Genomic DNA, 26,477 nt, shown 5'->3' with positions numbered 1-26,477 from the left:
CCCGGGGGCCATTCCCCGCTCGCGCTGTCAGGCCTCCATGCCCGGGCGTTGGCCGCGCGGCCGCGTGTGCTAGGCGCCCCGCTTGCGGCGGTCGAGGGTGCGCCGCAGGCCCGTGACGCCCGGCACCTTGATGGCCGCCCACTCCGGCTGATGACGGGAGATTTCCGCGACTAAGACCGTCATGTCATCGTCAATTTGACCGTGGTTGATGCGGACCGCCGCTTCAATCAACGTGTCCGCAATCTGCTGTGGATTGCGCGTTTCCAGACGCGCGATTTGCTCCTTGAACCACTCCTCCTTGTCATAGACGCTCGGCGCGTCGAACACCCCGTCCGACATCAGAATCAGCAAGTCGCCTTCAGCAAGCTGTTCGTGAATCGCCTGAACCTCAATGTCCTGCAAGATCCCGATGGGCACATTGGACCCGGTGATGGTCAGCACCTGACTGCCCCGGCGAATGAAGCTGGGTGCGGAACCCACCTTCAGGAACTCGGCACGCGCGGTAAACAAGTCGACCAGCGCCATATCGAGCGTCGTGAACATTTCGTCGCGCGACCGCAGCAACAGGGTGGAATTCACCGTCTTGACCGCCAGTTGTTCATCAAACCCGGCCTTCAGCAGTTTTTTCAAGAGCTCCAGGGCCGCCTTCGACTCCTTCTGGGCGCGGTCCCCGTTGCCCATCCCATCGCTGACGGCGATGACGTACCGTCCATTTTCCAGGTCCACCGCCGCGTGGGTGTCCCCGGACACCAGTCGGCCGTCCCGGGCCACGGTCGCAACCGCCGTCTTCACGTCGAACACCTGCGCCGAGGTGAAGACGCTCGTGCACGGGCCCATTTCATCGGTGTAAGTCTTGGTGACTGTGATGTTTTCCCCCACGATGCCTGACAACAGGGGCGCGATGACGCGAATCGAGTTGTCGTAGGAGCCCTGCGTCGGCTGTGTGATCTCCACCTCCACCTTGCCGGGCTCAAGGCTCACAATATGAACGTGATCGACATACAAACCCAGCTGCTCCAAGGCTGCCAGGACGTGTTCTTCCCCCATCAGCGACGCTTCATTGCCCTGGTCAATTTCCGAGGCAATACTCCGGACCACGTTTGCCACGCCCGCCAGCTGCGCGGCGACCAAGGTGCGCTGCTCCCGCAGCTTGGCGATCCACTGCGCGTCGCGGTGCGTGAATTCGAGGTTCGTCCGCAGCACATGCATCATCTGTTCCAGGCGCACGCAGCGGTCTTTCAAGTCCTGCGTCGCCTGTGTGTGCACACCCGGGGATTCCTCCAGTTTCGCCACCGTGTGCACAATCGCCTGATACGTCGCGTAGCCTTCGCGGTCCCAGCACCGCCCGCGCCGCGGACACCCCGCGCACACGCTCTTGGCGGCCGCACCGACCATATCGTTCAGCAGCTGCTGGTCGGACACGAGCTGACTGTCGATGGCCTCCGCGAACGTGGCCGACAGTTCATCAAACACCTGCCCCATCTGGTTGACCTTTTCAAACAGTAGACTCCGCACACGGCGAACGCGCTGCTGCTCGGACAGACGGTGCTCCGCCGTTCCGGGGACGTATTCCGCCAGCTCGTTGCGGAACTGCCGCGGCGTCAACACGCACAAAAGCCCAGCGATCGCGGCCTCCAAACAGGACATTTCCACCGCCGTCCAGTTTGGTTTGTGCGTCGCGCCCAGCAGGCCCATGCTGAGCACAAAGACCAGGCTGACCCAGATGCGCCCCGCATCTTTGAGCACACCGGACAACAGCCCCGCAAACCCAAGGACCGCGACGGACGCCAGCGTCCCCGCGCCGCTCATCATGGACAAGATGCCAAGCACGACACTGGCGGTCGTGCTGAGCGTGGGACCCCCGACCGTGGCCAGCATGATCACGATCCAATCCACGGCCACGTCACCAACTGTAAGCCCCTTGATGCTGACGCCGGACAACCCATCAATCACCGACCCAATCACGATCGCCAGGCTGATGACCTGCTCGACGCGCAGGTTTTTATTCGCATTCCGGCCCGTAAACAAAGGCAGGCACTGTATGAAGATGACCGAGAGAATGACGACCAGCGCTCCCTCAGCCAGTGCAATCATCACGTCATACCGCGTCCAGACGGAACCCACCGCCGCCATTTTGCTGGCTGCGTCGACGAAACCAGCCAGAAAGGGCGCCCAGTGAATATCGGGATCGCGCTTCCGAAAGATGAGCTTTCGCAGCAGAATGTACAACACGCACGCCAGCGCAGCGGTCGCTGCCGGCGTCACGCCGCCGTGCCAGTACGCCCCAGCGATGGCAAACAGCCCGACCCACGACCGCCGCAGGCCCAGGATTTCCGTCAGCACGGCGAAGTAGGCCAAGCAAAACGGCGAGACCACATTCTCAATCGACGCTCGTCCCAAGAGTACAGCCAACAGCGCGAGAAATGCCATCCGCCCGAAGGAATGCAAAAGCCTCCTGTGAAGCTTCGCTCCCTGTGCTGAACTTCCCGGCAACAGTTTCTTCACGGAACCCTGGTGCGACATCTTCAGTTCCCCCTCCATGCGATGTACGCATCATTATACGGACGGCGGCTCTCTAAGTTTGTCAAACCACGGGAGGTGTGCAGGCAAACTTTCCGACAGAATCTGTAGACTTCGACAGCTTGCGTCCCGCGTCGCACAGCAGGCTTGGCCCGCTGAACGGGGATTTCAGTATAATTGGAAAAGAGCTTGGCACGTTTCGGCTGAGGAGGCCTGTGAAATGGCAACTTCCGAACATTCGCGGCATTCGACAAGAATGTCGTGGCATGAATTCTTTGCATCACAAAGTCGGGTGATGGCGGCGCGTTCGACATGCGCCCGCCTCGCGGTGGGCTGCGTCATCGTCCGCGAGAAACGCATGATTGCCAGCGGATACAACGGCTCGATTCACGGTGACGAGCACTGTACGGAGGTTGGCTGCAAAATGGTCGACGGGCACTGCGTGCGCGCCATTCACGCGGAGCAGAATGCCCTGCTGCAGTGCGCGCGGTTCGGCATTGCGACGGAAGGGGCGGACCTGTACGTCACCCACCTGCCCTGCCTCCATTGCACCAAGAGCTTGATTCAGGCCGGGATCAAAACGGTCTATTACGAAACCGCCTACCGCCCCGACCCGTACGCCGCGGAACTGCTTGCGCGGGCCGGTGTCCCCGTGATTCAGGTCCAGAGTAACCTGGCCCTCCTGGTGCAGCCGGATGGCCAATGTTCAAAGTAAGCCCTGGGCATGAGTCACCGAGTGCGGCTTCGTGCGTATGATACTACAACAGAATTTTGGAGAGGGTGAACGTCCCTGTCACCGTCCTGATGCTGCAGAAGGGGTGAGGTCATGCCACAGTGGCTGTGTGTCCAATTGCGGCGTGCATTCCTGAATCATGACGCGCGTTCTATCCAGATGCTGAACCAGGCATTCTTCCGATACCGGATCGCAAAATAAGACGTCCTCAGACCCATGTACGTAAAACAGGGCTCCGGCGCCAGACGCGCAAGAGCCCTGTTTTGCGGGCAAACACTGAACAACGGGTGTGCAAAACCGCCGACAAGCCCTCCCCAGGCGTTCCTTCAAACCTTGAATGCGGCAATGTAAGTGCTGTATCCGAAGATAATCGTGGACAAGAGCAGTAAGACCGAACCGAAGAGCCGCTGCGCCTTGATGAGGCGCACCATGCCAATGAGCGACATCACCGCAAACAAAAAAAGGAATACAGCAATCAACCAGGGGTGAAGATATTGCTCGGTATTCATCTCGTTCACCTCATACGCGCCGCAAGCGGCATCACGCCGCGATGCTTCGGCTGGATGATCTGACCCGGATGCAATTGCATGCTGTTTTCATTATAGCGGACGGCCTGCGAACAAAACAACGATGGTGCCTCAATTTTCTGATGTTTTATGAAGAATTTTATAAAGAAGCCGTGACAATTTCACCGTGGAACTTCCCCAAGATGCGCCCCAGCACCTCATCATCGACAGGCCCCAGGTTTGATTTGTACATATCCAGCGAGATGTGGCACCCATCCCGGTCGTCTTCATCAGCAAAAGACAGCAGCACCCGTTCACCTGTACTGGTTTCGTATTCGAGGTAGTACAATTCGTCCTTCGTCTGTGTTGTCTCCCTTCGTAGTTCTTGCGGATGCCCCACAGGCGGACACACGCTCCTATGTATGTCCTATGTATGGTATTGAGGTATGGTACTCAGCCCATCACGACCCGAAAGGGGCACGAAATCGTGCCCCATGTTTCCACCGCGTATGACCGGCCGCAGACCGACGAGGCTTAATGCCGCCGTCCGCCGCGCCCGCCGCGCTTGGATTCGCTCCGCCGCAGGGCCTGCAGACGCTCGTCGCTGTCCTTCATGAATCGAACCAGCTTGTCTTCGAAGGTTTGTCGGCCCGGGCCTCCATGCCCGCCATGACGACCGCCGCCGCCTCGAGCCGGTCTTGGGGGAGGATTATCTACTGCCTGCCGAATGGACAGGCCAATCTTCCCATCCTTGTCGACATTGATGACCTTGACGGTCACCTCATCGTTGACCTTTAAGTGGTCATGAATATCCTTCACATACTCGTTTGAGATTTCGGAGATATGCACAAGCCCCGTGACCCCTCCTGGCAGCAGGACAAATGCGCCAAAGTGGGTGATACCGGTGACTTTCCCCGCCAGCTTGCTGCCGACTTCAATGGACATGCAGCGTAATTTCCTCCCCAGATATTGAAAGTGCTTTTACATAGTATACGGAAGAACACTGACACGTGCAACAAACATTCGGCCTGAATCGAAACCCAATTTCAGGATGTGCGCGAACGCGCTGTACCAGGCCGTGTTCAATGTTTGGCGGGAATGGTGAACGGAACTTGTCCCGGCAGAACCAAATGCAGGTTTTGGCTTGCATATTGGGCGATGAACGCCTTGCTCTGATACTCTTTCACCTGCGTTTTCAATTGCGTTTGCTGCTGCTGCAATGCGGTCAGTTTCGTCTGCAGGGTTTGCTGCTGGTGCTGAAGGGCCCGCAGCTGCGGCATTTCGACGTGCCAAAGCCGGTACGCCGCCCACGCTACGATGACCACGACGGCGAGGTAACGGATGCGAAACCACCGGTTCACGGACCTCGTGGAGGTGCTGTGCGGCGAATTGGCAGCTGACGTTGCAGCGGTCCGAGTTGACAACCGCCTCAACTCCCGTCTTCTGATTTCAGGTCCGATTGGACACTCGTCTTATCCAGTTCGACGCCAGCGTCCAAAACCCCTCCATGCGGTCATCAATTTTTTTGCGCATCGATCTCGACGGCGCAGCCCACCCTCGAAACAGAAATCCGATGACCTTCAGCCAGAACGAGAGCAGGACAAACAGCCCGTCTTCCACCCAGCAGAGAACGCGGTAGACCGCGTGCAGCAAACGTGCAGCAAGACCCAAAACGGCCAGGACCGGCCAGACCACAACGCGGTACACCAGCCGGCTCACGCCGAGGAACACCGCCCGAATCGCGCGCACAACCCGAAACGCGCTCCGCACCACGCGAACGTGGAACCAGACGCGGTACAACAGGTACCCCGCCGCGAGCAGCAGGAACGTGTAAATCCGCAAGCGACCGTCGTCCGTGGTGAACATCACAAAACACACCAAGCCAGCCGCAGCCACCCAGAACGCAATATCCAGCGCAGGGCGAAGCCACCTGAGCCACCTGGAAGAACCGGTCACCGTATTGTAGATGTCGAATACCGCGCCCAGAATCCACGAGGCCGCGACCAACGCCAGCACGGACTGAATTTGCGTCATCGCGCTCACCGCAGGATTCGGCCAACCAGCCGGCGTTTCTTCCCGCGCTGGGCTGCGTATTCCAGCGCGACGAGCGTGCCCTCAATGACGACGACGCCCGCTTGCAGGTCCAGGTGCTTCATGTGCAGGTTGGTCCCTTGAATGTGCAGCGGTCCCGCGGCTGTTGTCAGTACAAACGCGCTGGCATCGAAACTTTCCACACTCGAGATTCCGGTCACTTCCACCTGTTTGCGCCCCGTTATCCGAATGTCGTGATTTGCCTCACTCGACATCCGTGATTCCCCCCAACCTGTCCCGTGTCTCAACTCATTCTATGATGCCGATTGAGGACGTAGACCAAAGGAGGGACGGTGCCGAGCCGCCGCGTACCCATGACAATTGCGTATCCATGACAAAAGAGGGGGTGTTTCCCCCTCTTTCGACAAACGATGCAAAACACTTACGCTTCGTCGATGACATCCCCATCGCCGCTCAGCACTTCATAGAGCTGCGAAGCAGCTTCTTTGCGCGGGTTGTCCACCAGCTGAACGACGCGGACGGAAACCTCCCGCTGTCCATACCGCACCGTCAGCACATCGCCGACATGCACCTCGGTCCCCGCCTTCGCGACCCGGCCGTTCACCGAGATACGTCCCGCGTCACACAGCTCCTTCGCAACGGTTCTTCGCTTAATTAACCGAGAAGACTTTAAAAACTTGTCAAGACGCAATTAACGAATGACTTCCTTCAGCTTGTTGCCTGGTTTAAACGCCGGAACCACGGATTCCGGAATTGAGATGGTCTCACCCGTTTGCGGATTGCGGCCGGAGCGTGCGGAACGCTTGCGGGTTTCGAAAGTTCCGAAACCAATGACCTGCACCTTTTCACCCGCAGACAGCGCTTCTTCGATGGCGCTGAACACACTGTTGACGGCTTGTTCCGCCTGGCTCTTCTTCAGGCCAGTCTTTTCCGCAACCTTATTGACCAAATCCATCTTGTTCACTGAATATATGCCCCCTTCGTGGCGATGTCAGCAATGTATTTCTCGGTCTTACTGCGAATTCCTGCTATCGTTCGGGGATTCTCGAGATTTTTGCATCGTTCCAGTACCGTTCCAGGGTGTTGACGTCCACGTCCGACCACGCCAGACCGGACGCTTTCACCTGGGACTCCACGTACGCAAACCGGCGGGCAAACTTGCGATTCGCGGCGGACAACGATTTTTCTATGTCTAATTCTAACCAGCGCGCAAGGTTCACAACCGTGAACAGGACGTCGGCAAACTCGTCGGTCAGTTTCTCCTCGTCGCGCTGGGCGGCCGTCACCTCATCCGCCAGCTCTTCCACTTCCTCACGCAGCTTCTCAAGCACGTCCTCCGGCTTGTCCCAGTCAAACCCCACCTCCGCCGCTTTGACCTGCAGCGCTTTGGCGACGGCGAACGCGCTTTTCCCCCAGCGGACCTCGTCCAGCACACTGTGTGCCTGCGCTGCCCCTTGGCTAGACCCGCCAGCCTCGGCGGCCTTCTGCTCGGCCCAAATCGCCTCCGCTTCCTCCGGGGAGCGAGCGCGTGTGCCCCCGTCCTCGCCGAAGACGTGGGGGTGCCGTCGAATCAGTTTGTCCGACAGCTTCTCAAACACGTCGCGGAGCGTAAAATCCCCCGCCTCACTCGCGATTTGCGCATGGAGCAGGATTTGCAGATACAAATCGCCTAATTCGTCCGCAAGCGCATCGGGATCGCCCCGGTCAATCGCATCCGCAACCTCGTACGCCTCCTCAATCGCGTACGGCCGCAGCGATTCGTGGGTCTGCTTGCGGTCCCACGGGCAGCCGCCCGGCCTGCGCAGCCGCTCGACCAGCCGCGCAGGGTACCACGCATCACGCCGCTGCAGATGCGCATCGCCAGCAGGCACAAACACCGTCGTCAAATGGTCAATCCAGTCCAGGCGGTCGAGTTCGTACAAGGGAATGGTTTCCATCCGCTCCATGCCTGATACGCCCGCGGCCCGCACGACCGTGACCGGATACTCGTCCGGGAACACTTCCATCAGGGTCAACTTGACATCCCCAGCGACCCGCGGGTGAAACACCTGTGCGATGAGCAGGTGGACCCCCGGCGTGATTTGCTGGACTTGCATCGCGGTGCCGTCGAGCAGCAGGAGCCCCTCAATCGGGTCGATGCCGAGCAGCGTGCACACCGGGTCAATGAAGCTCTGCCCACCCTCAATCCGAACCTCGACATCCTTGGCATCCCTCAGCAGGTATTGAACGGACTGCTCCGCCATCAGCGGATGGCCAGGTACCGCGTACACAATCTCCTGCCCACGCGCAGTCTCGAGCAGCGCGGCCGCAATTGCGCGGTACACCTGGTCAAAGTCGTCTGCCGTCTCATACAGGGGGTCGAACGAGGAGAAGGAAATGCCCTCGCGCCGCAAGTCTTCCACCACGGGGTGTACAGCCGTGCGCAGGAAGACCGGGTGTCCGCCGCGCAGCAGCCGGTGCGTTCGAACCGGCAGGCTGTCCAGGTCTCCGGGTCCAAGGCCAACGACATGAATGATGGACAAGCTTTCACACTCCTTCACGGGTCTCCAGCTCGCATCCCAGGGAGATCCCGGTTTATCGAATCAATCCCAGTCGTCCACACCATAATACCAATCGCGGTCCAATCTTCGGAATGGACGCAAGCTCCTTGGGCGTCAGGGCATCGGCGGCCAGCATCGCAATCAAGTATACAACCATCCCGACCCCGAGCATCACCAACAGCGCCAGTGCAACACTGAGACGCGAACTGCCCAGTCCTCCCCACCGTTCCCACTGTTCGTTCATCGCAAACACGGCCGCGGTCATAATGAAGGTCGCGACGGCGGGTCTGAGCACCCAGCGGCGCCACGGCAGGCCCTGCCCAAGGCACCGCTTCATCGCCCAAAAGTTGAGGACGGCAGCCGTCGCATAACTGAGCACCGTGGCGGCTGCCGCTCCATCGATCCCGTACAGCGGCACGAGCCACAGATTGCACAGCACCTTCACGCCGCTGGCGGCCAGCAGGTTGATGACCGGCAAATATACCCACCCGGCGCCTTGCAGGATGGCTGCAAAGGTCGTCTGCACGCTGGCGAAAATGGTGGCGAACGCCATCACTTGGATGGACGTCGCCCCAGCGGTATCTTTGAACAGCGCGATATCGACGGGCTTCGCGAGCACAGCCAGACCGAACGAAGCCGGCAGCGCGAGCAGCACCGTCAATCGCACGGATGTGTCGACACGCTCCGTGATCAACTTTCGAAACCCGAGTGTAAACGCCTCGGACACCGCCGGCATCACGGCGATGCCAATGCCCGCCGCGAGGGTCGTCGGCAGCATCATCAGCTTCGCAGCGCGGCCGCTGAGCAGCCCAAATTCCGTGGTCGCGAGGTGCTGGGGCTCCCCCGCAGCCTTCAACAAGTTCACCACGGTGATGACGTCGACGTTGTTCATCAACGGAACCACGAGGGCCCCCAGGCTGATGGGGAACGCCACATAGAGCAGCTGTTTCGCCAGCTGCCACGTGGTGGCGCGCACGCCATCCTGAACATCGACATGCGGGTGCCGTTTTCGCCAGAAATACAACAGCAGCAAGAAGCCGGCTGCAGCCCCTGTCACCGCACCAAAGGCGGCACCCGCCGCAGATACGGCCTGGCTGTAGCCGCGGGAGGTCAGCCACGAAGCGAGCCCGAGAATGGTCGCGACCCGGACGATTTGTTCCAGCACTTGAGAGTACGCAGTCGGTTCCATCCACTGATAGCCTTGGAAATACCCGCGCAGCGTGCTCATCACCGGAACCAGCAGGAGGGCCGGCGCGATGGCCCGAATGGCCCACTCGGCCCCCGGGTCTCCGGCAATCCGCGCCCACACGGGTGCAAAGCCGTAGAGCAGGCCAAAACAGACGATGCCGCCGGTCGTCAGCAGCCCCATCGCCATGCGGAACGTCTGCCTGGCCCCATGGACATCGCCCAGCGCAATTCGCTCCGAGACGATTTTCGAAATGGCGACTGGAAAACCAGCAGTCGCGATGGCGAGCAATGTGGCGTAAACGGGGTAGGCCATCTGAAACAGGCCCATGCCGTGATCTCCGATGATGTTTTGCAGAAGGATGGTATATACCGAACCCAATAACTTCGACACGATGGCGGCGCCTGCCAACAACATTGCGCCATGTACAAATCCCCGGCGTGCTTGCAAGCTCGTCCCCCCAGACCCAGATGCTTGTTCGACAGTTTCTCCATCCAGTCTATGGGCCAGGGCGGGGAGATAGTCCTATCTGCCAGCAGGTCGTCCGACACAGGCCTGTCATCCACGCGAAAAAGCTCGCAATCGAACGACTGCGAGCCCACATTTGCGAACGGAGGTACTTTCTATTATTGTTCCATTTGCTTGCCTAAGAATCCCGCGGCAGTTTCGGCAAGTTTCTGTTCCAGTGCGCCCATTTTGACATTGTCATCGCGAGACAGCAGCATGACGGCCCCAATCGGATCGCCCGCAGCAACAATCGGCGCGATGACGCGCGAAGAGAAGTGTTCTGTCCGGTCGCGAATTGTCGCGTACTCTCCAGGTGACGTGTCCATGACGGTCTTGCGGTCTTCCATCGATTGTTCCACATCTTCGCTAATCGGCTTGTCCAGAAAGTCCTTTTTCGAGGCACCTGATACAGCAATAATGACATCTCTGTCTGCAATCAACGCGATGTGTCCTGAGGCTTCAGCTAATGATTCCGCATATTCCTTGGCAAAATCGCCAAGTTCTCCGATGGGGGAGTACTTCTTCAGAATCACTTCCCCGTCCCGATCGACGAAAATCTCTAAGGGATCCCCTTCCCGAATACGCAGCGTCCTTCGAATTTCTTTCGGAATGACAACGCGTCCGAGGTCATCAATTCTCCGTACGATGCCAGTTGCCTTCAATCCTTGATCCCTCGCCCTCAGTAAGATAAATAACCAATATTCACCTCGCATGAGCCGTGGTTTCCAAGTCAATGATGTGGTCCCGAGCCATTTCCTGTTCAATACACCGTGCTGGACTGGAGGAAGTTGCCGCGGGATTATTATGTTACACCTCGTCTGCCGCTATGCACCAACAATGTCAGTTCAAACACAAAAGCCGCCCTGTGCGGGCGGCTTTTGCAGCCTGTGTTGGGTCAGACGGAATCTTCCATCCCATGGCAAATCCGGCGTTTACAGGTCCGACGCCTTTGCCACGATTTTGATGTTGGCATCCTTTTCTGCCTGAGCCGCGATCTTTTGGATGTCGTTCTGCAGCGTCTGCATCACGGACTGCGGTAAGGAACCTTGTTCAATCTGCGTGCGCGCTTGTGAGAACGGCATGATGCCCCGCTTGTCCACGCGCAGGATGTGGTACCCGTACTGCGTGTGCACGGGGTCGCTGATTTTGCCAATCGGCAGCGTGCGGCAGGCCTTGGCAAAATTGGGCACAAATTCGGCCACCAGCGCGTTTGCGTAGGTGCCGTGATTCTGCTTTACACTCGGGTCTTTGGAGTACTGGTCCGCAAGTTTCGCAAAGTTCGCCCCCGCTTTGAGCTTGGCCTCAATCTGCTTGGCCTGCGCCTCTGTCGGCAGGAGAATTTCGTCAACGGTGACCTCCTGGAACAGCGACTTGTTGTCGTTATACACCTGTTGTTCCAAATAGGTGTTCAGGACCTGAGTGCGCTCCACCATGTGCACCAGGTCGCTTTTCGAGAGGCCGAGCGACTTGAGCTTGTTCGTCGCTTGCGCCGTGGTCTTGTACGGTCCGCCGCTCGACGCGTTCGCCATCTCTGAGAGAATCGAGTTCGCCTGACTCTGCGCGGCGGCCACGTCAATTGGCGTCTTCACGGCAGCAGCCGCTTTTTGATACAGGTACTTGTAATACAGCGTGTACCAGGTGGCGAACTGCTGCTTGGTCTCCTTGCTCTGCTGCCCTGCCCAGACCACCTGCAAGTTGTACTGCTGGTCGAGTTCCTGCTTTGTCAACTTCCCGCCGTTGTACGTGGCCACGGTTGGCCCCGTATAGTTCGGCTGGGGAATGGTTGAAGCGGTCGTTTGGTTGGTGCTGGTTGTGTTGTTGGCTGGCTTTGCTGTGCCGCAGCCGGCCGCTGCCACCGTGATCAGCAGCGCTGCCGTGACCCCTGCAAAGACGTGCTTACGATTTGGCAAGCTGGGTAACCTCCTCAGATTGAACCACTTTGTGAAAGTCCGCAAAGAACGTCAGAAGCAATTTACACAGTTTGCGGTCGGACAAGTCTTTCGTGCGGAACGAGACTTGCAGCGTCCCGTTTCCCCGTTTGAGGTACTGTCCTTTATATTGCTTCGTCAAGGCAAACAACGCGCCGTGATTGAATTGCACAGACGCGGATGCCGGAAACCGGATGGTCGTCTCGTAACCCTGCTGGGTAATGGCTTCCACGCCGTAACGCATCGCATAACTCTTGATGCGCGTGACGTCCAGCAAATTGGCCACGCTGTCCGGCAAATCCCCATAGCGGTCCACCAGTTCCTCCTGTAAGTCGTCCGCTGCCTCCTGGCTTCGCACAAACTTGAACTTCTTGTAGACCGCAATCTTTTGTGCCGGGTTGGGAATGAACTCGTCCGGCAGATACGCTTCAATCTGCAGGTCGATGGACGGTTCAGGCGGTGTTTCCTCGACGACGCCCTTCGCCTCCTTCACCGCATTCGTCAGCATCTCGTTGTAGAGATCAAAGCCGACGGAGTTGATGAATCCGTGCTGTTCCGCACCCAACAGATTGCCAGCGCCGCGGATCGCCAGGTCGCGCATCGCGATTTTAAATCCACTGCCGAGCTCCGTAAATTCCTTGATGGCCTGCAGCCGCTTTTCAGCGACCTCTGTCAGCACCTTGTCCTTCTGATATGTGAAGTATGCATAAGCAATTCGATTCGAACGTCCGACGCGGCCGCGAAGCTGGTACAGCTGCGACAGGCCCAGCCGGTCTGCGTCGTACACGATAAGGGTATTGACATTCGGAATGTCCAGCCCGGTTTCAATGATCGTCGTCGTCACCAGGACGTCAATGTCGCCTTCGAGAAAGTCGAGCATCACCCGCTCCAGTTCATCCTCCGCCATCTGCCCATGCGCGATCCCGATGCGCGCTTCCGGCACCAGGCGCTGAATGCGGTCCGCCATGCCTCGGATGGCGCCGACTTGATTGAATACGAAGTAGACTTGGCCGCCCCGTCCCAGCTCCCGTTCGATCGCCTCCCGGACGAGGCTTTCATTGAATTCCACGACATACGTTTGTACCGGAAACCGGTTCTCCGGCGGCGTCTCGATGACGGAGAGGTCCCGTACCCCCAGCATCGACATATGCAGTGTCCGCGGGATGGGCGTTGCCGTCAACGTCAGGCAGTCCACATTGGTCCGCATCTGCTTTAACCGTTCCTTGTGGGTCACGCCAAACCGCTGCTCCTCGTCCACAATCAACAAGCCGAGGTCCTTGAACTGCACCGATTTTTGCAGCAGGCGGTGGGTGCCAATCACCACGTCGATACTGCCGTCTTTGAGTCCCTTCAGGACCGCCTGACTCTCCCCGCGGCTACGGAACCGGCTCAACACCTCCACGGTGGCCGGAAACCCAGCGAAGCGTTCCTTAAAGGTTTCGTAATGCTGGTGTGCCAATACGGTGGTCGGAACCAGGACCGCGACCTGTTTCCCATCCATCACCGCCTTGAATGCCGCTCGAATCGCGACTTCCGTTTTGCCGTACCCGACGTCCCCGCACAACAGCCGGTCCATCGGACGCGGCTGCTCCATATCCCGCTTGATTTCGTCGATCGCGCGGAGCTGGTCGGGCGTCTCATCATACGGAAACATGGTTTCAAAATCCTTTTGCCACGGCGTATCCGGCGGATACGCGTGCCCTGGGGTGGCCTGGCGGGCGGCATAGAGCTTGACGAGGTCTTCCGCGATGTCCTTGACGCTGCGCGACACCCGCTGCTTCACACGCGCCCATTCCGTGCCGCCCAGGTGGTACACCTTCGGCTCCTTTTCCTCCGAACCGATATAGCGCTGCACCTGGTCGATTTGCTCGACCGGCACATACAGCGAGTCATTTCCCGCGTACTGCAGGTGCAGGTAGTCCTTGTGCCGGCCGTCAATATCCAGGGTGCGAATCCCGAGGTACTTCCCAATGCCGTGGTTGACGTGAACGACGTAGTCGCCCGGGCGAAGTTCCTGGTAGCTTTTGATGCGCTCCGCATCGGACATTTCCGCGCGCAGCCGCCGACCCTTTTTGCGGGACCCGAACACCTCCGTCTCGACGATCACGGCGATCCGCGACATCGGCAGCTCAAATCCGGTCGAGAGGCTGCCGACGAGGATTTGCGGGGTCAACGTCTCGGTGACTTGCCCCGTCCGGACCGCTTCAATCCGATAGTCCTCGAGGACGCGTTCCAGCCGGTTCGCCCGCTCTTCGGTGGCCGCCAGCAGAAAGACGCGCGTGCCGCTGCGATGCCAGCGCTGCATTTCACTCTTTAGCAAATTCATTTGTCCATGAAAATTCTGCATGGATTTGGCCGTGATATTGAGAATGCCGCTGTATCGATGCGTGCCGGCCGCGCGGGCAAACGTGGAATAATGAAACCCGCGCATGTTCTCGTGTTTCCACAAGGGATCAAACTGCAGGTCAGTCACCGTGCCGGACAAGAGTTCCCCGCGCATCAGCGCGCTGGCCACCCACTCTTGAAACTCCTTCTCGAGCCCTTTCTCCCGCTCCTGAATGCGGGACGGCTCATCGAGAATGATGGAAGCCGGCGTTGGAAAGTAATCCATCAAGGTATGGACATGTCGCGCAAATTGCGCCGTGTAACGCAGCTGCCCGTAAAACGGAAGCCCGTCCCGCAGCTTCCGAATATCCGCGCCGACCGTCGTCTGCAGCCGGTCGCGCACCTCCATATCGGTCAACGTGCGAATTCGTTGTTCCAGGTGATGCGACAACTCATCCGCCGCTTCCGCCATTTGCGACGGTGGCACCAGGAAGTCGAGCGCCGGGCCAATCACGGCTTCCCGGAGCTGTTCCAGCGAACGCTGCGTTCCCACGTCAAACTTCCGAATGGAGTCGATCTCGGTGTCGAACAGTTCCAGACGATACGGCAGGTCCGTCGTCAGCGGAAACACGTCGAGAATCCCGCCGCGGACAGAAAACTGCCCCTGCGTCTCGACCATCTCGACCCGTTCGTAGCCGCTTTGAATCAGCCACTCGACATAATTGGACGGAAGCTCCTGACCGACTTCGAGGTGAAGCAGATGAGAACGGTACAGGTCTCGCTTCATCACCGGCTGCAACACGGAGGCGACCGTCGCCACCACAACTGCCGGCTTCCCCTCCGCCAGGTGCTGCAGGACACGCAAACGGTCCGCGATGACCTCCCGACTGTAGGCAATGACGTCCACAATCGACAGTTCTCGTTCCGGATATATGAAGACTTGCTCCGCCGGGAGAAATTCTTTCAAATCTTCCGCAATGGTTTCGGCTTCTGTGACAGAGTGCGTCACAATCAACAAGGAGGTGTCGAGGTGACGACGGCGCTCGGCGACCCATGTAGCGGCGTAGTAGAGATGTCTCGCTCCCCCGCCCAGACCGGTGACTAACCCGTCAGGACCGCCTGCCGTCACACCGGAAAGCAGTGTCTGAAACTCCTTATCTGCCGCTAAGAGCTCGGCCAACTCAATCAACAGAATTCCTCCTTACGCCCCAGGGCGCCCTGTCAGCGGTGACGCAAGCCTGGTGGAGCAACACAGAAAAGAGCCTTAGTCGTGCCCGAGCCACGGGGATACGCAATCGCGTATCGCGTCAACGTGGTTCTGCGGGCACGCGCACTAAGGCTTACGACTCAACAGCATCTGCTTTCGCTGTCACTTCGTCCGTCTTCGGCTCGGGCTACTGAAACAAATTCCCTTCCACGAGCAGCTCTGGATGCGCTTCTACCGCACGCTGGCAATGATCGCAAACCGTTCGAACGTACATCGTGCCGCGATCATCATTATATGCGATGGATTCAGCCCGCTCCACCGGCGTCAACTGCTGAAATCCACAGAAGCGCTCCGCATCTTCTTTCGTCCACGATGGACGGTCCAAGGCGCCAATAAACTGTTTGCAATGCCGACAGTAGTATTCGATTCGCACCGTCTCGCCTCCTGCCCACACACTGTGAAATTACAGTGTCGGTCGTATCCCTAGTATGGGGAGAACGGATACACCCCATACATGCAGGCAGGGCGCAGGCGCGAACGGAGCGCGTGCGAAAGAATCGCCGCCAAAGGGGGCGCGTGCGAAGGAAACGCGCTCGGCTTATGGCTTATGTGTTGAACCGGTTCATGGCAAGCGAAAAACTGTTCTCCACAGCAAAATGGACGGCATCCGCCGCCTTGTCGACCATCGACTGAACCACTTCGCGCTCGCTGGCCGGAAAGGGGCTCAGCACGTACTGCATCACCTGCGACTTGTCGGCTGGCCGGCCAATCCCCAGGCGGACGCGCGCGAACTGCTGGGTTCCCATGTGCTGGATGATGGACCGCATGCCGTTGTGCCCGCCGGCGCTCCCCTGCAGGCGCAGCCGCAGCGTACCAACGGGAAAGTCCATATCGTCATAGATGACAATCAGGTCTCGCTCCGGCGCGAGCTCCGAAAAGTAGTGCGCAATTTCCCGAACCGACTCGCCGCTTTGGTTCATGTAGGTTTGCGGCTTGCACAAAATGACCCGCTCCGTCCCGATGCGGGTCTCTTCCACAAGCGCCTTCCACTTGGATTTGCCGCACGTCACGCCGAGGCGGGCGGCCAAGGCGTCGACCACCCAGAACCCAGCGTTGTGACGCGTGGCTTCGTACTGCTTCCCCGGATTGCCCAGACCGACAATCAACTTCATGGTGCTCCTCACCCAGCTTCCTGACCTGCCCCAGCAGGGGTAAGCGTCTACGACTCACTCGTTGACTCGGCGCCCGGCGGTGTCTCTGCGCTCGGCACCGATGCCGCCTGCTTCGGCGCAATGACAGAGGCAACCACAACCTGCCCGCTCGTTCGCGACGTCACGCCCGGCGGCAGAACCACCTTTGCAACTTCGATGTGGTCGCCAATTTCCATATCTCCGACATAGACGGAGATATACTCTGGCACGTCCGAGGGCAGGGCGCGAATCTCCAGTTCACGCGTCTGCTGCTGCACAACGCCGCCGCGCTTTTCCACCGCCTCCACGCCGTGCAGGTGGAGCGGCACGCGGACGTCGACGTGCGCGGACAAGTCAACTCTGTAAAAATCGGCATGCAAAATCCTGCGGGACACCGGATCACGCTGAACATCCTGCCAAAAGGCAGACACGTTCTCTCCGTTGACCCGCAACTCTACCAAGTTTTTCGAACCTACCTTCGCCCGCTCCAGGTCTTTTTCCGCTACCGTAATCGACACTGGCGCTTCCTGACCGCCGTACAGCACAGCCGGCACAAGCCCGTCCTGACGGAGCTGGCTCAAAGCGGCATGACCAGTGCGCGCCGCTGCTTCCATGATGAGATGTTCCACGCAATGACCTCCCAGATCATCCATCCGTGTTCGGGTGGTTTGTTCGACAGACTCTTCTACATCCTGGCTCGAATCGGCCGTTTCTATTCTTCCGACCCGGTGGATTTGAAAGTTGTCTGCAAACCGTCGCCGCATCTCTGTTTTGGGAGGTTGTCAGGGCTTGTCCATCAATCAAACAGCTGGCTGATGGAGCGGTGCGTGTGAATCCGCAAAATCGCTTCCGCGATGAGTTCTGCGACCGATAACACCTTGATTTTTGCGATTCGCTTTTCCGGCGGCAAATGAATGGTGTTGGTCACAATCACCTCGAGAATGTCGGACTGCTCCAGCCGCTTCACCCCTTCGCCGGAGAGCACGGGGTGAATGCAGCAGGCGTACACGGCCTTGGCCCCGCGGTTGATGAGGGCTTTGGCCCCCAAGGTAATCGTCCCCGCTGTATCAATCATGTCGTCAATCAGAATCGCTGTCTTGTCCTGAATATCGCCGATAATGTTCATGACTTCCGCCACGTTCACATCCGGACGGCGCTTGTCAATAATCGCCAGCGGGGCGCCAAGGCGTTCCGCGAGCGCCCGCGCCCGCGTGACGCCGCCCATATCCGGCGAGACGACGACGGGGTTCTCAATGTTTTTCGCCAGGAAATAGTTGGCGAGAATCGGCATGCCAATCAGATGGTCGAGCGGAATGTCGAAGAACCCCTGAATTTGCCCGGCGTGCAGGTCCATACAGATGATCCGGTCGGCCCCCGCCTTTTCCAGCAAGTTCGCGACCAGCTTCGCGGTGATGGGGTCGCGGGCGCGCGCCTTGCGGTCCTGCCGGGCGTACCCGTAATACGGGATGACCACGTTGATCTGACGCGCCGAAGCGCGCTTGAGCGCATCAATCATGATGAGGAGTTCCATCAGGTGTTCATTGACAGGCGCCGAGGTGGGCTGAATCACAAAGACATTGCTGCCCCGAACGCTCTCCCCCAGTTTAATGCGAACTTCTCCGTCCATGAAGCGGCTGACCGAGCACTCCCCCAGCGCGACGCCAATATGGTCGGCAATCTCCTGCGCCAGTTCGGGATTGGCGTTACCCGTAAAAATTTTCAAATCTCCGTCTCTTGGCATGCGTTCGGACTCCCCCTATTTCTCTGTCTCCTGGCGTTTCTTCTGCCATGACTGGACATAATCCGCTTTGGTGACCTGACGGCTTCGCGCGATGGCGAACCCGTCGTTCGGAACCGTGTCCGTGATGGTCGATCCGGCACATACATACGCCCCGTCCCCAATTTCAACGGGTGCGATGAGGTTCACGTTGGAGCCGACAAAGCTGTCGTTCCCAATCACCGTCTGGTGTTTGTCCTTACCGTCGTAGTTCACCGTAATGACACCGCAGCCAATGTTGACGCGCTGCCCAACCCTTGCGTCCCCCACGTATGCCAGATGACTAATCTTCGTATCATCGCCAATTGTGGACTTCTTCACTTCGACAAAATCCCCGATTTTCACACGGGCGCCAATTTCCGTCCCCGGACGGAGGTAGGCGAACGGACCGACCGCCGCTTCTGGCCCGATGACGCATTCAAGCGCGACCGAGGATTGGACGACAGCTCCTGCCTGAACCGTGGTATCGACCAGTCGTGTGTTCGGACCGACGGTACAGTCTTCGCCAATCACCGTCCGCCCTTCCAGAAAGGTCCCCGGGTACAGCACCGTATCCCGGCCAATTTCCACATCCAGGCCGATGTATACCTGGTCCGGATCGACCATCGTCACACCCTGCCGCATCCAGTGCTCCCGAATGCGCCGCTGCAGCGTCTTTTCGACCACCGACAACTGCACCCGGTCGTTCACGCTGAGAATTTCCTCCGGGTCATCGACCGCCTGCGCCAGGACCGGCTTGCCCGCTGCCCGCAAAATCGCGATGGTATCCGTGAGGTAGTACTCACCCTGCGCGTTTTCCGGCTTCAGCGCACCGAGCGCCTGCCGCAGGTCAGCGGTATCAAACGCGTAAATTCCGGTGTTGATTTGGTGAATGGCCCGCTCTTCCGGTGTCGCATCCTTTTCTTCCACAATCCGTTCGAGACGGTTGTCCTGCCCCAGAACAACCCGCCCCAATCCGGCCGGGTTGGACACGGTCGCCGTCAACACGACCGCCGAAGCGTGTCTCGAAGCCTGGGTCTCCAGCAGCGCATCGATGGTCTGTGCCCGAATGAGCGGTGCATCCCCGTATAAGACCACGGTGGTATCCATCCCTTCGGCCAAGTGCGGCATCGCACATTGAACCGCGTGGCCCGTGCCCAGCTGTTCGTCTTGGATCGCGATGTCTGCGCGTCCCGCCACAGCCGCCGCCACGGTTTCCCGTTGTTGACCCACCACGACAATGATTTGCTCCAGTTGAAGCTTTTCGAGTTCATCCAGGATATGCACAATCATGGGTTTGCCGCAGACGGTGTGCAGCACCTTGTGGTGTTTCGACTTCATGCGCGTGCCAAGGCCAGCCGCCAACACAATTGCGCTTCTGCCCACATCATCGCCTCCGTGTATGCCATCCAACCCAGTGTACCGAACCCGATACATCATTTCAATTTACCGAGGTTGTCTGCTTGCCAAGGTTCGCTGGGGCGCTTCGCCGTCCGTAGGTCGTCCGCCGCCCGCCCCCGGCCCATCCCCGGCCCATACGCGGAGGCGACCGCCGCGCCACAGGAAACGCGCCACAAGAAAGAGGGGCTGCCCCTTGAGTGCCAAGCACCTTGGGAACAGCCCCCAGTCTGCGGATGAACCCCCTACGCGCTGGGTTCCTGTACAGACTCCTCCGAGAAATCAGCCCGGTTGTAAGCGTACAGGACTGCATCTTGTATTTTTTGACGCGTTGCGGACGAGATGGGGTGTGCAATATCCCGAAACTCCCCATCCGGCGTTTTCTTACTCGGCATCGCGACAAACATACCGTTGTTTCCGTCAATTACGCGAATATCGTGAACTACAAATTCTCCATCGATGGTAATTGACGCGATGGCCTTCATGCGCCCTTCACTGACCACTTTGCGAAGACGAACATCTGTAATTTGCACCCGATTCACCACCCTTTGTGCCTACCCGTGGACGATTTACCCATTAATTCCACAAGGATTGTCAAAGTCCTGCTGTTCGAGTGCAATTGTCATAATTATTTGTGCGCAATAAATTCGATCTCGACCTGCGCCCCGCGCGGCAGGGCTGCAACCTGCACCGTCGAGCGGGCCGGACGGTGCGCGCCAAGGTATTCGGCGTACACTTCATTGACCGTTTGGAACTGCCCCAAGTCGGTCATGAAGATGGTCGCCTTGACCACGTTCTCCTTCCGCAGCCCGGCCGCTTGCAGGACCGCATCAAGATTTTTCAGCACTTGCTCCGTCTGGGCTCGAACGTCTCCTTCGACCAGAGTGCCGTCTGGGCGCAGCGGAATCTGCCCCGAAGTGAACACAAAATCCCCGATTTGCACGGCCTGCGCATAGGGCCCAATGGCCGCTGGCGCCTGACTGGTGGTAATTTGATTCATCCTCTTCAACTCCTTTATACGTGTGAAGTTCACGCTGCATTACACATTTTTGGAATGATCGACAGCGTTGGGCGGCTCGACAGCGGCGGACGCCGGATGGACGTCGGGCTCGAACCACGCGCGGTCGACGCGCACATCGACGGGCTGACCTTCCGCAATGGCGCCAAGTTCGAACAGCGCCGTGTAGTCACTGACCAGTTTCCGGGCCGGTTCTGCGGTCGCCGTGAAGACGGCCGTGCCCGCAACTTCCGCGGAGAACTCGGACAGCAGGTTCTCCACCGCCTTGGCAGTCGCACCCGCACGCATGAAGTCGTCGACAATGACTGCGCGCGCGGATGCCGGCATCGCGCGTTTGGACAACGACATGGTCTGAATCCGACGTTCCGACCCCGAGATGTAGTGGATCCCGAGCGCCGCCCCCTCGGTCACGCGCTGCTCCCGCCGCACGATGGCGAGCGGCACGTGCAGGTAGCGCGCAGTCGCAGCCGCCAGCGTGATGCCCTTGGTTTCGACGGTGACCACCACATTGACGCCCACGTTCTCAAACCGGCTGGCAAACAGCTGCCCAACCGTGTCGAGTACGTCGGGATCGCCAAGGAGGTCCGACATGTAGAGAAACCCGCCAGGCAAAATGCGCGAGGGGTCGGACAGGCGGCGAACCATGTCGGCGCAAAACGCCTCCCGCCGCGCACGCGATACGCCCGCCTGGTACTTGACGCCGCCTGCCATGCCATGGAGCGAGGTGACTGTCCCCTCCCCTTCCGCTTCCAGCACGGCGCGAATGCGGGCCATGTCTTCACTCAGCGACGACTTGGCCGTGTTCAGCCGGCTGGAGAGTTCCGAGAGCGACAACGGAACATTGGGACGGTCGACGAGCCACTTGGTCAACCGGATGAAACGCTCTGACCGCTGCACCTGCATCCCCCCAAAGTCTAGACAAACCGGGACAAGTACACTTCTTTCGCGAAACCGCGGAACGCGTTGTACAGGCGCTGCCCGGCCGATTGGGTCGGAGTCAGGCAGTACAAGGTCGGACCGCTGCCCGACATGTGGACAGGCACCTTGGCCACGTTGGCCATGCGCTGGCGCAAGAGCGCCACCTCCGGATACAGCTGCTCCGTGATGGGCTGAAGCCCGTTGCGAACCAGGTGGTTGATTTCGTCGACATCGGCATCGATGAGTGCCTCCGTCATGCGGGGACTGAGCGGCCGGGCCGCATAGTCCGCTGGTGTCACAGCCCCGTAGACATCAGCGGTCGACACGTGCACCGGCGGGTGCACCAGGACCACCCACGCTTTGAGCGGGTGCGCCAGGCGGCGGATCCGCTCGCCGCGGCCCGTCGCCACGGCGCATCCTCCATAGACGCAAAACGGCACGTCAGACCCAATCGCCGCCCCGATGTCCGCGAGCTCATCGAGGGTCAACCCGGTGCCAAACAACCGGTTCATGCCGCGCAGCACCGCCGCTGCGTCGGCCGAGCCGCCGGCGAGCCCCGCCGCGACGGGAATCTGCTTCTCAATCCAGATGCGCACGCCCTGCGAAACCCGGGTGTGTTTCAAGAACGCTGCCGCCGCCATGTACGCCAGGTTGCGATGGTCGAGCGGAATGTGGGACGCCGGAGAACCAACCTGCAGGCCGGATTCGATGCGTTCCAGCCAGATGAGGTCGGACAGGTCGATGGTCTGCATCACCATGTCCACTTCGTGATAGCCGTCCGGGCGCCTTCCGACCACATCCAGCGTCAAGTTGATTTTTGCATACGCCCGTTCCGCGAGCACAGCCTGCACCTCGATTGATTCAAGTGTATCCGATGTTCGGACAACCTCAATGCTCATCTTAGCATGCGATGGGACGGCGCCAGAGTCAAGTCAAACCCCCGGCATCGTTCGATACCGGGGGTTTCCGCCCTTCCTTCGATTCATTGATGCAGCCCGCGCCGTCATCACGATCCGGCGGACCGCCCATCCGCCTGGCACGGCACACGCTACAGCGAAATGGCCATCGGATGGCCTGCCGCGAGCGGCTGAAAGTCCGCCACCGGCTGACCGCCCAGGCCTTCCACCGTCTGCTGGACGACGGACAGTTTCTCGTAGAAGACCGCGACAATGTCGTCCTGCCCCATGTCCTGAATCGCGCGGGCCAGCGCCTCCCCTTCGGACAGCACAATCGCGCAGGGCTTTTCGGGGCACTTCTTCGCAATCTGCGAGGCCAAAATCGCGGCGACCTCGCCCTCGCGGCGGCCGCGCTTGTCGACGTCTTCCTTGACCACAAACGCGTCAAACACCTCTGCGAGACAGGAAGCACTTTGCCGGATCACGGCGTCGGCCCGGTCCCCCGGCACACCGACGACCCCAATCAACCGCCGGTGCGGCACCCGCTTCAGCCACCGTCCGATTTTCACAAAGCCGTCCGGGTTGTGCCCATAGTCGAGCATGACGTGGCCGCCGCCAGGCATGCGGTACAACACGCAGCGCCCGGGGTTGTCCGCAAGCGGCGAGAAGGTGGCCAGCGCATGGGCAATCTGCTGGCGCGTCAGGCCGTATGCGCGCATGGCCGCCACTGCCGCCAGGCAGTTTTCGACCTGAAACTGCGCGATGCCGCCCAGCGTCAACGGAATTTCGGAAATCGGCGAGATTTCCCAGGTCAGGTGCCCTCTCGCCTCCACCAGCCAGCCGCGGGACACATAGTAACCGACGCCGCCGCGTGCCAGGTGCCGCATCAGCACCGGGTTGTCATCGGTCATGGAGCAGAAGACAATGTTGGCGTTAAGGCGCTTCGACAAAGCGACCAGCCGCTCGTCATCCGCGTTGAGCACCACGGTCCCGTCGTCGGCCACGCACTCCGCGACCAAGGATTTGATGTGCATCAAATCCTCAATCGTGTCGACCCCATCCTGGCCGATGTGATCCATGGCGATATTGGTCATGACGGCCACATTCGCCTTGTCATACGCCAGCCCGCCGCGAACGATGCCGCCGCGCGCCGTTTCCAGAACGGCCACCTCCACGCTCGGGTCGGACAGCACCACGCGCGCGCTGTCGGGCCCCGTGGTGTCGCCGGTCGAGACACATTCGCCGCCGATGAAAATCCCGCCCGTCGTCGTCATCCCAACCGTCTTGCCACTCTGTCCAATGCCGTGGCCGATGAGCCGCGTCGTCGTTGTCTTGCCGTTGGTCCCGGTGATGGAGATAATCGGGATCCGCCCTTGCCCCGTCGGAAACAGGCTGCTGACAATGGCTTCTCCAGCTCTGCGCGCCGTGCCGTACGAGGGGTGTTCATGCATGCGAATGCCCGGACACGCGTTGACCTCGATGACAAAGCAGGTTGTTTCGTCACTGGGAACCTGCGGGTCGCCGATGATGAGGTCGATGCCGCACACATCAAGCCCAATCACCTTCGCCACCCGCTCGGCCAGCCGGCGGTACGACGCATGCAGGTCGTCCGTCATATCGACCGCTTCCCCGCCCGTCGACAGGTTGGCGCTGTCGCGCAGCCACACGCTTTCTCCGACAGCCGGCACATCGTCCAGCGTGCGCCCCTGCCGGCGCAAGTGATTGCGTGCGACCGAGTCCAGCACAATCTTGCTTAACGGCAGTTCGTGGTCGTCGCCGCGGCGCGGGTCCCGGTTGGCCTGTTCGACCAGGGACCGAACCGTCTGCGTACCATCACCGACGACACGAGCGGGAATGCGCTCACTGGCTGCGACAAAACGGCCGCCGACGACGAGCAGCCGGAAGTTTCGACCTTCAACGTACTGTTCCACAATGACGTGGTCCGCATATTCTCTCGCGATGTCGAATGCGTCCCGCAGTTCCTCTGGGGTGTTCAGGTTGAGGCTTACACCACGTCCCTGGTTTCCGTTTTGCGGTTTGACGACCACCGGCGCACCGAGCCGCTCAAACAGCTTCAGCGCCTCCTCCAGACTGCTGGCAGTACCGCCCGCTGGCACCGGCAAGGCTGCATCCCGCAGCAGCTGCTTCGTCATCTGCTTGTCGCAGGCAATATCCACCGCCACCGCGGACGTCTGCTCAGTCACCGTCGCTTCCACCAATTTACGCGCACACCCATACCCCAGTTGAATGAGACTGCCGGTTCCGATGCGCCGCACCGGAATGCCGCGCCGGACGGCTGCGTCCACGATGGCCTGCGTGCTGGGACCCAGCCCCGTTTCCCGGAGGAGCCGCTGCGCTCGCGCAAGCGTCTGTTCGAGGTTCCACGTCTGTCCATCCACCATCGCCTGAACCAGTTGAATGGCTTCATCGAGCAGCAGACGCTGGCACTCAAACGCCTTGCACTCCATGACGATGTCGTACTGGCCCATGCCGCCAGCATACAGGGTTTTTCCATAGTGAACGTCCAGGCCCAGACAGCAGGCCAGTTCGATGGCAACGTGTTCCACAATATGTCCAAAGTACGTTCCTCCGTACAGCCGTTCAACAAACCCGCCAGGCGCGCCCTTCGCACAGTGGTGTTCACGCAGCCCTGGCAGGAGTCGCAGCAGCCGGTCGGAGAACCCCTGAAATTCGCAGCTTTCCCGTTCTGTAAATCGTCCAAGATCGATACGGGCAACCAGGATAGGCTTATAAATATAAACGTTTGGCCCATCGATGTGACGTGCCCACAAGATCTTCATTTTGTCAGCTCCTTGCCGCCTTTTTCATTCCATTCTTCCCAATTGGTAATCGGCTGGCGGCTCGTTAAATGAAAACCAAAACCGTCTGGCAGAATGTGCAGCTGGACGCCGCACAAAGCCAGGGATTCGTCGTCATGAACGCTGTCGATGTTGGTGTACGTAAGCGCCCCCGCATCGACCACACTGACCGCCCCTTGTCCAACGACACGAAATGTTCTTCCCTCCATGATGACGGCGGTATTTTCGTCAATCCCAAGCCCGAGGTGATGAGGGTACTGGGCGACGGCGGACAACAGTCTCCCCAGCCTCCCGCGCTGCGCAAAGTGCTGATCGATGACAACGCCGTCGACAAACTCCATGCCCGGCGCCATGTCCACCACGCAGATACGCGGATTGGTCTCTGCGTCTCCTTCCACAATCATCGTGCTCGACATCATGGAAGCCCCTGCGCTGGTCCCCCCCAGCACAACGCCGTTGGCCAGGGCGTCATGCAAGGCAGCGTCGACGCGCGTTCCCCCGAGCAGTTTCGTGATGCGGAGTTGATCGCCTCCCGTGAAAAAGATGCAAGTGGCGTCGCGAATATACTCGACCGCACTGCTTCGGTTTGCCGCGTCGCGGTTGGAGACGTCAAAGGTTCGCACATCTTGTGCGCCCAGGCGTTTGAAGACATCAATGTACTCCATCCCGACCTCAATCGGCAGTTCCGTGGCAACGGTCATCACCAACACCCGCGCGTGTGACCCTCCGCCCAACCGCAAGAACTCCCGCAGGATTCTGCACTCTCCCTGTTTGTCCTCGGCACCGCCGATGATGACCAGCGGCCCAGGCTGCTTCTGCAAAGCAGTCCCTCCTTAACGCGTTCCGAACAAGGTTTGGAATGGCCAGCGGCCAGCATCCGATTGGACGACTCACACTGGCGGCATCAAAAAAATACAAATTCTAGCGTATCCACGGTGGGTCATCCTATTCACCTTGGCGGTGTTTTCCGGCCGATGC

At 59.6% G+C, this 26,477-nt stretch carries 27 protein-coding genes; 2 read left to right on the top strand and 25 right to left on the bottom strand.

The annotated features are described in order from the left end of the window. Positions 1 to 69 precede the first annotated feature (69 nt). Complete coding sequence (gene spoIIE, locus JI721_RS07495) at positions 70 to 2,448, bottom strand: stage II sporulation protein E (RefSeq protein WP_274457401.1); 2,379 nt, start codon at positions 2,446 to 2,448, stop codon at positions 70 to 72. Between the two features lie 328 nt (positions 2,449 to 2,776). Between spoIIE and JI721_RS07490 the strand changes: the two genes are divergently transcribed. Together JI721_RS07490 and cmpA are read left to right on the top strand one after the other, a co-directional pair. Further along, positions 2,777 to 3,235 carry a deoxycytidylate deaminase gene (locus tag JI721_RS07490; protein ID WP_407654103.1) on the top strand — a complete coding sequence of 153 codons (459 nt, stop codon included), beginning with the start codon at positions 2,777 to 2,779 and terminating at the stop codon, positions 3,233 to 3,235. Between the two features lie 111 nt (positions 3,236 to 3,346). Next, the gene (cmpA, locus tag JI721_RS07485) at positions 3,347 to 3,454 is read left to right on the top strand and encodes a cortex morphogenetic protein CmpA (protein ID WP_274457398.1); all 108 of its coding nucleotides are present in this window, start codon (positions 3,347 to 3,349) and stop codon (positions 3,452 to 3,454) included. A 125-nt stretch (positions 3,455 to 3,579) separates the two neighbouring features. Here the strand turns inward: cmpA and JI721_RS07480 are convergent, their stop codons facing one another. From JI721_RS07480 to JI721_RS07365, 24 genes are all read right to left on the bottom strand, one after another. Further along, the gene (locus JI721_RS07480) at positions 3,580 to 3,762 is read right to left on the bottom strand and encodes a hypothetical protein (protein WP_274457397.1); all 183 of its coding nucleotides are present in this window, start codon (positions 3,760 to 3,762) and stop codon (positions 3,580 to 3,582) included. A gap of 157 nt (positions 3,763 to 3,919) precedes the next feature. Continuing rightward, positions 3,920 to 4,159: a hypothetical protein gene (locus JI721_RS07475; RefSeq protein WP_274457396.1), complete on the bottom strand. Its 240-nt coding sequence runs from the start codon at positions 4,157 to 4,159 to the stop codon at positions 3,920 to 3,922. A 134-nt stretch (positions 4,160 to 4,293) separates the two neighbouring features. Further along, positions 4,294 to 4,704: a S1 domain-containing RNA-binding protein gene (locus JI721_RS07470; RefSeq protein WP_274457395.1), complete on the bottom strand. Its 411-nt coding sequence runs from the start codon at positions 4,702 to 4,704 to the stop codon at positions 4,294 to 4,296. 137 nt (positions 4,705 to 4,841) lie between these two features. Beyond that, the gene (locus tag JI721_RS07465) at positions 4,842 to 5,183 is read right to left on the bottom strand and encodes a septum formation initiator family protein (RefSeq protein ID WP_274457394.1); all 342 of its coding nucleotides are present in this window, start codon (positions 5,181 to 5,183) and stop codon (positions 4,842 to 4,844) included. Between the two features lie 25 nt (positions 5,184 to 5,208). After that, complete coding sequence (gene yabQ / locus JI721_RS07460) at positions 5,209 to 5,793, bottom strand: spore cortex biosynthesis protein YabQ (protein ID WP_274457393.1); 585 nt, start codon at positions 5,791 to 5,793, stop codon at positions 5,209 to 5,211. Between the two features lie 5 nt (positions 5,794 to 5,798). After that, on the bottom strand, positions 5,799 to 6,065 hold the full coding sequence (gene yabP / locus JI721_RS07455) for a sporulation protein YabP (RefSeq protein WP_274457392.1): 267 nt from the start codon (positions 6,063 to 6,065) through the stop codon (positions 5,799 to 5,801). A 167-nt stretch (positions 6,066 to 6,232) separates the two neighbouring features. After that, positions 6,233 to 6,502, bottom strand: a complete 270-nt coding sequence (locus tag JI721_RS07450; protein WP_274457390.1) for an RNA-binding S4 domain-containing protein — start codon at positions 6,500 to 6,502, stop codon at positions 6,233 to 6,235. Further along, on the bottom strand, positions 6,503 to 6,775 hold the full coding sequence (locus JI721_RS07445) for an HU family DNA-binding protein (RefSeq protein WP_274457389.1): 273 nt from the start codon (positions 6,773 to 6,775) through the stop codon (positions 6,503 to 6,505). Between the two features lie 64 nt (positions 6,776 to 6,839). Next, on the bottom strand, positions 6,840 to 8,333 hold the full coding sequence (gene yabN, locus JI721_RS07440; RefSeq protein WP_274457388.1) for a bifunctional methyltransferase/pyrophosphohydrolase YabN: 1,494 nt from the start codon (positions 8,331 to 8,333) through the stop codon (positions 6,840 to 6,842). A gap of 52 nt (positions 8,334 to 8,385) precedes the next feature. Continuing rightward, positions 8,386 to 9,987: a putative polysaccharide biosynthesis protein gene (locus JI721_RS07435; RefSeq protein WP_274457387.1), complete on the bottom strand. Its 1,602-nt coding sequence runs from the start codon at positions 9,985 to 9,987 to the stop codon at positions 8,386 to 8,388. Positions 9,988 to 10,163: 176 nt separating this feature from the next. Then, positions 10,164 to 10,706 (bottom strand): stage V sporulation protein T, encoded by a 543-nt coding sequence (spoVT, locus tag JI721_RS07430; protein ID WP_274457730.1) that lies wholly within the window; start codon positions 10,704 to 10,706, stop codon positions 10,164 to 10,166. Positions 10,707 to 10,976: 270 nt separating this feature from the next. After that, entirely contained in the window at positions 10,977 to 11,954 is a 978-nt protein-coding gene (locus tag JI721_RS07425; protein WP_274457386.1) for a peptidylprolyl isomerase, read from the bottom strand. Beyond that, entirely contained in the window at positions 11,941 to 15,486 is a 3,546-nt protein-coding gene (gene mfd, locus JI721_RS07420; protein WP_274457385.1) for a transcription-repair coupling factor, read from the bottom strand. The genes JI721_RS07425 and mfd overlap by 14 nt, the downstream gene beginning before the upstream one ends. Positions 15,487 to 15,691: 205 nt before the next feature. After that, entirely contained in the window at positions 15,692 to 15,937 is a 246-nt protein-coding gene (locus tag JI721_RS07415) for an anti-sigma-F factor Fin (protein WP_274457384.1), read from the bottom strand. A 172-nt stretch (positions 15,938 to 16,109) separates the two neighbouring features. Next, positions 16,110 to 16,676, bottom strand: coding sequence for an aminoacyl-tRNA hydrolase (pth, locus tag JI721_RS07410; protein ID WP_274457383.1), 567 nt, complete (start codon positions 16,674 to 16,676; stop codon positions 16,110 to 16,112). A gap of 47 nt (positions 16,677 to 16,723) precedes the next feature. Then, on the bottom strand, positions 16,724 to 17,323 hold the full coding sequence (locus JI721_RS07405) for a 50S ribosomal protein L25 (RefSeq protein ID WP_274457382.1): 600 nt from the start codon (positions 17,321 to 17,323) through the stop codon (positions 16,724 to 16,726). Positions 17,324 to 17,490: 167 nt separating this feature from the next. Then, the gene (locus tag JI721_RS07400) at positions 17,491 to 18,435 is read right to left on the bottom strand and encodes a ribose-phosphate diphosphokinase (protein ID WP_274457381.1); all 945 of its coding nucleotides are present in this window, start codon (positions 18,433 to 18,435) and stop codon (positions 17,491 to 17,493) included. 15 nt (positions 18,436 to 18,450) lie between these two features. Continuing rightward, the gene (glmU, locus tag JI721_RS07395) at positions 18,451 to 19,836 is read right to left on the bottom strand and encodes a bifunctional UDP-N-acetylglucosamine diphosphorylase/glucosamine-1-phosphate N-acetyltransferase GlmU (protein ID WP_274457380.1); all 1,386 of its coding nucleotides are present in this window, start codon (positions 19,834 to 19,836) and stop codon (positions 18,451 to 18,453) included. 257 nt (positions 19,837 to 20,093) lie between these two features. Further along, positions 20,094 to 20,381 carry a septation regulator SpoVG gene (spoVG, locus tag JI721_RS07390; RefSeq protein ID WP_274457379.1) on the bottom strand — a complete coding sequence of 96 codons (288 nt, stop codon included), beginning with the start codon at positions 20,379 to 20,381 and terminating at the stop codon, positions 20,094 to 20,096. A gap of 95 nt (positions 20,382 to 20,476) precedes the next feature. Next, positions 20,477 to 20,848 carry a RidA family protein gene (locus tag JI721_RS07385; RefSeq protein ID WP_274457378.1) on the bottom strand — a complete coding sequence of 124 codons (372 nt, stop codon included), beginning with the start codon at positions 20,846 to 20,848 and terminating at the stop codon, positions 20,477 to 20,479. 39 nt (positions 20,849 to 20,887) lie between these two features. Then, positions 20,888 to 21,763 (bottom strand): pur operon repressor, encoded by an 876-nt coding sequence (purR, locus tag JI721_RS07380; protein WP_274457377.1) that lies wholly within the window; start codon positions 21,761 to 21,763, stop codon positions 20,888 to 20,890. A 17-nt stretch (positions 21,764 to 21,780) separates the two neighbouring features. After that, on the bottom strand, positions 21,781 to 22,683 hold the full coding sequence (gene ispE, locus JI721_RS07375; RefSeq protein WP_274457376.1) for a 4-(cytidine 5'-diphospho)-2-C-methyl-D-erythritol kinase: 903 nt from the start codon (positions 22,681 to 22,683) through the stop codon (positions 21,781 to 21,783). A 149-nt stretch (positions 22,684 to 22,832) separates the two neighbouring features. After that, positions 22,833 to 25,481 (bottom strand): cyanophycin synthetase, encoded by a 2,649-nt coding sequence (gene cphA, locus JI721_RS07370; RefSeq protein ID WP_274457375.1) that lies wholly within the window; start codon positions 25,479 to 25,481, stop codon positions 22,833 to 22,835. Further along, the gene (locus JI721_RS07365) at positions 25,478 to 26,320 is read right to left on the bottom strand and encodes a cyanophycinase (RefSeq protein WP_274457374.1); all 843 of its coding nucleotides are present in this window, start codon (positions 26,318 to 26,320) and stop codon (positions 25,478 to 25,480) included. The genes cphA and JI721_RS07365 overlap by 4 nt, the downstream gene beginning before the upstream one ends. Positions 26,321 to 26,477: the final 157 nt, after the last annotated feature.

Source organism: Alicyclobacillus cycloheptanicus, from assembly GCF_028751525.1.
Lineage (GTDB): Bacteria > Bacillota > Bacilli > Alicyclobacillales > Alicyclobacillaceae > Alicyclobacillus_L > Alicyclobacillus_L cycloheptanicus.
Note: the sequence above shows the minus strand (reverse complement) of the source record. Positions and strands in the feature narration are given on the sequence as shown.

What these genes read in the sequence shown, in the direction of transcription:
- JI721_RS07490 (WP_407654103.1), top strand. Translation starts at nt 2,777, where the DNA reads ATGTCGTGGCATGAATTCTTTGCATCACAAAGTCGGGTGATGGCGGCG.
- cmpA (WP_274457398.1), top strand. Translation starts at nt 3,347, where the DNA reads ATGCCACAGTGGCTGTGTGTCCAATTGCGGCGTGCATTCCTGAATCAT.
- JI721_RS07480 (WP_274457397.1), bottom strand. Translation starts at nt 3,762, where the DNA reads ATGAATACCGAGCAATATCTTCACCCCTGGTTGATTGCTGTATTCCTT.
- JI721_RS07470 (WP_274457395.1), bottom strand. Translation starts at nt 4,704, where the DNA reads ATGTCCATTGAAGTCGGCAGCAAGCTGGCGGGGAAAGTCACCGGTATC.
- yabQ (WP_274457393.1), bottom strand. Translation starts at nt 5,793, where the DNA reads ATGACGCAAATTCAGTCCGTGCTGGCGTTGGTCGCGGCCTCGTGGATT.
- yabP (WP_274457392.1), bottom strand. Translation starts at nt 6,065, where the DNA reads ATGTCGAGTGAGGCAAATCACGACATTCGGATAACGGGGCGCAAACAG.
- pth (WP_274457383.1), bottom strand. Translation starts at nt 16,676, where the DNA reads ATGAAGTTGATTGTCGGTCTGGGCAATCCGGGGAAGCAGTACGAAGCC.
- JI721_RS07400 (WP_274457381.1), bottom strand. Translation starts at nt 18,435, where the DNA reads ATGCCAAGAGACGGAGATTTGAAAATTTTTACGGGTAACGCCAATCCC.
- JI721_RS07385 (WP_274457378.1), bottom strand. Translation starts at nt 20,848, where the DNA reads ATGAATCAAATTACCACCAGTCAGGCGCCAGCGGCCATTGGGCCCTAT.
- ispE (WP_274457376.1), bottom strand. Translation starts at nt 22,683, where the DNA reads ATGAGCATTGAGGTTGTCCGAACATCGGATACACTTGAATCAATCGAG.
- cphA (WP_274457375.1), bottom strand. Translation starts at nt 25,481, where the DNA reads ATGAAGATCTTGTGGGCACGTCACATCGATGGGCCAAACGTTTATATT.